The following is a 6266-nucleotide window of genomic DNA, read 5'->3' as shown; positions in this document are numbered from 1 at the left end:
GCTCGCAAACCCGACGGGCGACGCACAGCCGGAACGTCCGGGAAGACTGGGGCGGCGCGGGCCTCGGATGGGGCCTTGCAGAGCGCGGCGTCGCACCGGACTTGTGGGCTGGGTCCGGCCTGGTGTTACTGGGTGGCCTTTTCGCGCTTGCGGGAGGCGGGGGCCTTCTCCGCGGGCGCGGGGGTGTCGATGGCCTCGTCGGCGTCCGGTTCGCGGCCGGGGGTCGCGAAGTTGAACTTCTCGATCAGGAACTTGAAGAGGAAGTAGTAGATGAAGAAGTAGAGGACGCCGAGGCCGAGGATGAGTGCCAGGCCCTTGGTGTTGCTCTTGCTGGCGTTCAGCAGCAGGTCGATGAGGCCCGCGGAGAAGCCGAAGCCCAGCTGGGCGTGGAGGGCCTCCAGCAGGGCCATCGAGATGCCGGTCAGGACGACGTGCACGGCGTACAGGACGGGCGCGACGAACATGAAGGCGAACTCGATGGGCTCGGTCACGCCGGTGACGAAGGCGGTGAGGGCGGCGGAGATCATGATGCCGCCGACGGCCTTGCGGCGGTGCGGGGGAGCGGCGCGCCACATGGCGAGGGCCGCGCCCGGCAGGCCGAACATCAGGACGGGGAAGAAGCCCGCGAGGAAGCCGCCGGCGTGCGGGTCGCCCGCCAGGTAGCGGTTGATCTCGCCGTGGACGGCGGTGCCGTTGTCGTTGTAGGTGCCGAACACGAACCAGACCAGCGAGTTCGGGATGTGGTGCAGGCCGAACGGCAGCAGCAGGCGGTTGACGACGCCGTAGGTGCCCGCGCCGAGCGCGCCCGCGCCGGTGATCCAGTTGCCGAAGTCGGTCAGCCAGGTGCCGAACACCGGCCAGACGAAGCCGATCAGGACGCCGAGGATGAGGGCGGCGACGGCGGTGATGATCGGGACGAACCGGCGGCCGCCGAAGAAGGCCAGGTAGGTGGGCAGCTTGACCCGGTAGAAGCGCTGGTAGAGCAGGGCCGCCACGACACCGATGAGGATTCCGCCGAGGACGTCGGTGGGGTTCTTGGCGCCCCAGTCGATCACCGCGGAGGTCTTGCCGTCCGCGACCTTGTCGATCAGCACGTTCGCCTTGAGCTGCGAGGTGTGCGAGAACATGATCTTCGAGACGTGGTCGAAGACCAGGTAGCCGACGACGGCGGCCAGGGCGGTCGAGCCGTCCGCCTTCTTCGCGAAGCCGATCGCCACTCCGACGGCGAACAGCAGCGGCAGGTTGGCGAACAGCGCGTTGCCGGCCTCACCGACGATCTCGGCGACGCGGACCCAGCCGAGCCCGTCCGCGCCGAGCATGTCCGGCTGGCCGAAGCGCAGCAGGAGGGCGGCGGCGGGCAGCACGGCGATCGGCAGCATGAGGCTGCGGCCGATCCGCTGCAGGACGGCGAACACGGCCGACCAGGGCTTGCGCCCGGCCGAGCCCTCCGCCGCGGCGATGGAACTCATCAGGGGTGATTCCTCTCCTCGGTATGCGGGGTGGTGTCAGCGGCGGGCGGAGCGGCCCGCGCTGCCGGGGGTCAGGATCGGGTCGGGGGATGGCCCAGCGCCGTGTGGACCTGGTAGCGGTCGGCACGGTAGGTGGAGACGCCGAGCTCGGCGCAGGTCCCGTTGGTGAAGGAGCGGCGGCGCAGCAACAGCACGGCGCTTCCCCGGGGGATCTGCAGGTGGCGGGCGTCGGCCGCGTCCGCCAGCCCGGCGTCGATCGTCTGGTCGCCCGCGTCGAAGACCAGCCCGTACACCGCCTCGAGGACGCCGTACAGGGACCGGTCGGCGAGCCTCCGGTCCAGCAGGTCGGGCGCCAGCGATGCGAGGATATGCGCCCTTTCGAGTGCCATGGGTTCGCCGTCGGCGGTGCGCAGCCGCTCGATGACGTGGATCGGGGTGCCGAGTTCGACCTCGAAGGTGCGGGCGAGGCGGGCGTCGGCGGGAACGGTGCGGCGGTCGAGGTCGATCGCGCCGGGGCGCATCCCGCGGGCGAGCATGTCCTCGGTGAACGAGACCAGCCGCAGCGGCATCTCGATCTTCGGGCGGGCGACGAAGGTGCCCTTGCCTGGCACCCGGTACAGCCGGCCCTCGGAGACGAGCTGGTCGACGCCCTGCCGGACGGTCATCCGCGACAGCCCGTACCGCGCGCACAGCTCGCGCTCGGAGGGTATGGAGGCGTCCACCGGGAGCTCGGCGCTCTCGATCATGTCCAGCAGGATGGCCCTGAGCTGGAAGTACTTGGGGACGGGGCTGTTCGGGTCAATGGTCGTCACGGGGGATCCTCAGGGGAGCCCGGGCCGATCGCCGGCCGGCTGGAGTCCGGATCGACTCGGTATGTACTGGTCTAGTCCGGACTAGACCACACGATTTCGACGTGTGTCAACTCACAGATGCGTAACGTCCGGATCGCGCCGAGGCCGCCGAAGATCACTTGATTCCGCAGGTCAGCGCCATGAAGCCGCCGAATTCGAGGTTTCGTGCCGGTCGTCCCCGGAGGTGTTCTTGTCCGTCGAAGTCCCGTGTGTGAGGGTCGGTTCGCTAACGGCGAAATCCTGAACGCTTGTGCTCGCAGGTCGAACCGGGGTAATGCGACCCGTCCCGAATCGTCAGGCGTCGTCCTCGGGCTCACGGCCCGGGGTGGGGAGGTTCAGGCGGGTGATGACGACGTGGAAGATCGCGTAGTACAGGAAGAAGTAGACGACGCCCATCCCGATGATCAGGAACAGGTGGCGGGTGTTGCTCTTGGTCGCGTTCAGCGCCATGTCGATGAGCCCGGCGGAGAAGGAGAAGCCGAGCTGCGCGTCGAACGCGGCGAGGACGTACATCGAGACGCCCGTCAGCAGCACGTGGATGCCGTAGAGCAGCGGCGCGACGAACATGAACGAGAACTCGATCGGCTCGGTGACGCCGCAGACGAAGGCGGTCAGCGCGGACGACACCATCAGGCCGCCGACGACGTCCCGCGTCCGGGCGGGGGCGGCGCGCCAGATGGCGAGGGCGGCTCCGGGCAGGCCGAACATCAGGACGGGGAAGAAGCCCGCGAGGAACGTCCCGGCGTGCGGGTCGCCCGCCAGGTAGCGGTTGATCTCGCCGTGGACGATCACGCCGTGGTCGTCGTACGAGCCGAAGACGAACCAGATCAGCGAGTTCAGGATGTGGTGCAGGCCGACCGGCAGCAGCAGCCGGTTCGCGACGCCGTAGACGCCCGCGCCGAGCGCGCCGAGGCCGGTGATCCAGTCGCCGAACGAGTCGATCCAGCTCCCGAGCGTCGGCCAGACGAGTCCGAACACCACACCGAGCAGCAGGCAGGCGGCGGCGCTGACGATCGGGACGAACCGGCGTCCGCCGAAGAACGCCAGCCACGCGGGTAGCTTGATCCGGTAGAAGCGCTGGTAGAGGAGGGCGACGACGATCCCGACGACGATGCCGCCGAGGACCCGGGTCGGGTTCTGCAGTCCGTACCCGACCACCTCCCGGAGGACGCCGTCCTGCTCGACCTTCTGGACGACCGAGCCCTTGAGCGTGGACGAGTGGGCGAACAGGGTCTTCGACACCCGGTCGAAGACCAGGTAGCCGACCACGGCGGACAGGCCGGTCGAGCCGTCGGACTTCTTGGCGAAGCCGATGGCGACGCCGACCGCGAACAGGATCGCGAGGTTGTCGAGCAGGGCGCCGCCCGCCGCGGCGAACACCTCGGCGATCCGGTCCCAGCCGAGGCCGTCCTTGCCGAGCAGGTCGTTCTGGCCGAGGCGGAGCAGGATGCCGGCGGCCGGCAGGACGGCGATGGGCAGCATGAGGCTGCGGCCGACGCGCTGCAGCACCGCGAGCGCGGCGGACCAGGCGTGCCGCGCGCCGCTCCCGCTTCCTGCCTGCGCGCCTGTGGAACTCATGAGCGGCCGGGCTCCCCCCGAGCGGCATCCTCGCTCTATCGCTTTGCGGCGTGTGTCGGGTATGTTGCGTACTGGTCCAGACCGGACTAGACCAGTCGTGGCAGACACGACCGGCGAACCCGGCGTCACGGAGAGTGCGTCCCGATGGCACAACGTCTGATCACCGCGAACAGCATGATCATTTCCCCCGCGGAGGGTTCTACCCGCGTGGTCTCGCCGGGATACGTCCGGATCGAGGACGGCGTGATCGTCGAGGCGGGCGAGGGGCGCCCGGACGGCGCCGACCTCCACCTCGAGGACGGCCTGCTGGCTCCCGGTCTGGTCGACCTGCAGGTCAACGGCTTCTTCGGGTACGACATGGTGGACGCCGACGAGGAGGGCTGGCGGACGGTCGTCGAGCGCCTCCCCGAGACCGGTGTGACGTCGTTCCTGCCGACCTTCATCACCGCGCCCGTCGAGGTTCAGGCCGCCGCGCTGCGCCGCGTCCGCGACCAGCTGCCAACGCTGGACGGCCTGGGCACGCGCGTGCTGGGCGTCCACCTCGAGGGCCCGTTCCTGTCGGAGAAGCGCAAGGGCGCGCACAACCCGGCGCACCTGACCGACCCGACGCCCGAGAAGATCGCGACGCTGCTCGAGACCGGGCTGGTCAAGCTGGTGACGCTCGCGCCCGAGCGGGACGGCGCGCTGGACGCGATCCGCACCCTCGTCGAGAACGGCGTGCTGGTCAGCGTCGGGCACAGCGACGCGTCCGCGAGCCAGGTCGCCGCCGCGGCCGGTGCGGGCGCGCGCAAGGTCACCCACATCTTCAACGCCCAGTCCGGGATGAACCACCGCGATCCGGGTGTGGCCGCCCAGGCGCTCGCCGACGACCGGCTGAGCCCCGGCCTCATCCTCGACCTGCACCACGTGTCCGGGACCGTGGCCAGGGTCGTCTTCAACGCGGCCGCCGGACGCGTCGTGCTCGTCACCGACGCCGCGTCCGCCGCGGGCATGCCGCCCGGCACCTACGAGCTGGGCGGCGAACCGATCACCATGCCGGAGGAGGGGCCGCCGCTGCGCGCCGACGGCACCATCGCGGGCTCCGGCCTCCGGCTGGACGACGCCATCGGCAACGCGCTCGCGATCGGCATCGACCTGGTGACGGCCGTGGACGCCGCCACCCGCGTCCCCGCCGACCTCGTCGGACGGCCTGACCTCGGTCGCATCGCCCCAGGGGCGAAGGCCGACCTGGTCTGGCTCGGCCCCGACCAGCGCGCGCGTATGACGTGGATCAACGGGCAGGAACTCTTCGGAGGGGGATCATGACCACCAGCCGCATGCGCGCCGAGATCGGTGAGCAGCCGGAGGCGCTCCGGCGCACGATCGAGGCGCTGCTTCCGCGCGTCCCGGAGGTCGAGCGGCTCGCCGCCGAGACCCGGCAGGTTCTGTTCATCGCGCGCGGCTCGTCCGACAACGCCGCGGTGTACGGCCGGTACCTGATCGAGTCGCACGCCGGGCGCCTCGCGACGCTCGCCGCGCCCTCCATCGCGACGGCCTACGACCGCAAGCTCGACCTCGACGGCGTGCTGGCCGTGGCGATCAGCCAGTCCGGCAAGACCGAGGAGATCGTCGAGACGCTGGCCTGGGCGAAGGAGTGCGGCGCGCGCACCGTCGCGGTCACCAACGGCCAGGGCTCGCCGCTCGCCGAGGCCGCCGAGGTCGCGCTGATCACCCTCGCGGGTGAGGAGCTCGCCGTCCCGGCGACCAAGACCTACACCACCCAGCTCGCCGCGCTCGCGGTGCTGGGCCTGGGCCTCGGCATCGGCCAGGACGCGGGCGACCTGCGCCGCGTCCCGGACGAGGTGGAGGGCCTGATCCGCGCCACCGAGGCGTCCCCGGCGCTGGGGCAGATCGTCGAGGCGCTCGCCAAGGTCCCGGGCGCGGTCGTGTCCGGACGCGGCATCGCGTTCGGCACCGCCCTGGAGCTGGCCCTGAAGATCAAGGAGGCGTGCTACCTGCACGCCATGGGCCTGTCCTACGCCGACCTGCTGCACGGCCCGATCGCCGTCGTGGACGACCAGACCCCCGCGCTGCTCGTCGCGGCCGAGAACAGCCCGACGCTGCCCGGCACGATCGCGCTCGCCGAGCGGGTGCGCGGCGCGGGCGCGGAGGCGTTCGGGTTCGGCGGCGGCAGCGGCCTCGCGCAGGCCAGCACGGCCGCGCTGCCCGGCCCCGACCTGCCCGAATGGGTCGCCCCGCTCGGCCTCATCGTGCCCGGCCAGATCATGGTCGAGAACCTGGCCCGGCGGCTCGGCATCAACCCGGACGTCCCGCGCGGGCTGAACAAGGTCACCCAGACGGACTGACACCGCGGACGGTCCGTCCGCAC

Annotated in this window: 5 protein-coding genes; 2 read left to right on the top strand and 3 right to left on the bottom strand. The window is 71.0% G+C overall.

Annotation, left to right across the window (positions count from 1 at the left end; translation table 11 throughout):
- Positions 1 to 125 precede the first annotated feature (125 nt).
- From AB0L06_RS33825 to AB0L06_RS33815, 3 genes are all read right to left on the bottom strand, one after another.
- Positions 126 to 1469 (bottom strand): PTS transporter subunit EIIC, encoded by a 1344-nt coding sequence (locus AB0L06_RS33825; protein WP_500235224.1) that lies wholly within the window; start codon positions 1467 to 1469, stop codon positions 126 to 128.
- Positions 1470 to 1540: 71 nt separating this feature from the next.
- A complete protein-coding gene (locus AB0L06_RS33820; RefSeq protein ID WP_500235223.1) occupies positions 1541 to 2281 on the bottom strand; it encodes a GntR family transcriptional regulator in 741 nt (246 codons plus the stop codon).
- 333 nt (positions 2282 to 2614) lie between these two features.
- On the bottom strand, positions 2615 to 3898 hold the full coding sequence (locus tag AB0L06_RS33815; protein WP_500235222.1) for a PTS transporter subunit EIIC: 1284 nt from the start codon (positions 3896 to 3898) through the stop codon (positions 2615 to 2617).
- A 144-nt stretch (positions 3899 to 4042) separates the two neighbouring features.
- Between AB0L06_RS33815 and nagA the strand changes: the two genes are divergently transcribed.
- Positions 4043 to 5203, top strand: a complete 1161-nt coding sequence (nagA, locus tag AB0L06_RS33810; RefSeq protein ID WP_500235221.1) for an N-acetylglucosamine-6-phosphate deacetylase — start codon at positions 4043 to 4045, stop codon at positions 5201 to 5203.
- A complete protein-coding gene (locus tag AB0L06_RS33805) occupies positions 5200 to 6243 on the top strand; it encodes an SIS domain-containing protein (RefSeq protein ID WP_500235220.1) in 1044 nt (347 codons plus the stop codon). Before nagA ends, AB0L06_RS33805 begins: the two co-directional genes overlap by 4 nt.
- Positions 6244 to 6266: the final 23 nt, after the last annotated feature.

The sequence above is a fragment of the Spirillospora sp. NPDC052269 genome (assembly GCF_040679435.1).
Classification (GTDB): Bacteria; Actinomycetota; Actinomycetes; order Streptosporangiales; family Streptosporangiaceae; genus Spirillospora.
Note: the sequence above shows the minus strand (reverse complement) of the source record. Positions and strands in the feature narration are given on the sequence as shown.

Excerpts from the sequence above, each read along its gene's own strand:
- AB0L06_RS33825 (WP_500235224.1), bottom strand. The coding sequence starts at position 1,469 with ATGAGTTCCATCGCCGCGGCGGAGGGCTCGGCCGGGCGCAAGCCCTGG.
- nagA (WP_500235221.1), top strand. The coding sequence starts at position 4,043 with ATGGCACAACGTCTGATCACCGCGAACAGCATGATCATTTCCCCCGCG.
- AB0L06_RS33805 (WP_500235220.1), top strand. The coding sequence starts at position 5,200 with ATGACCACCAGCCGCATGCGCGCCGAGATCGGTGAGCAGCCGGAGGCG.
- AB0L06_RS33815 (WP_500235222.1), bottom strand. The coding sequence starts at position 3,898 with ATGAGTTCCACAGGCGCGCAGGCAGGAAGCGGGAGCGGCGCGCGGCAC.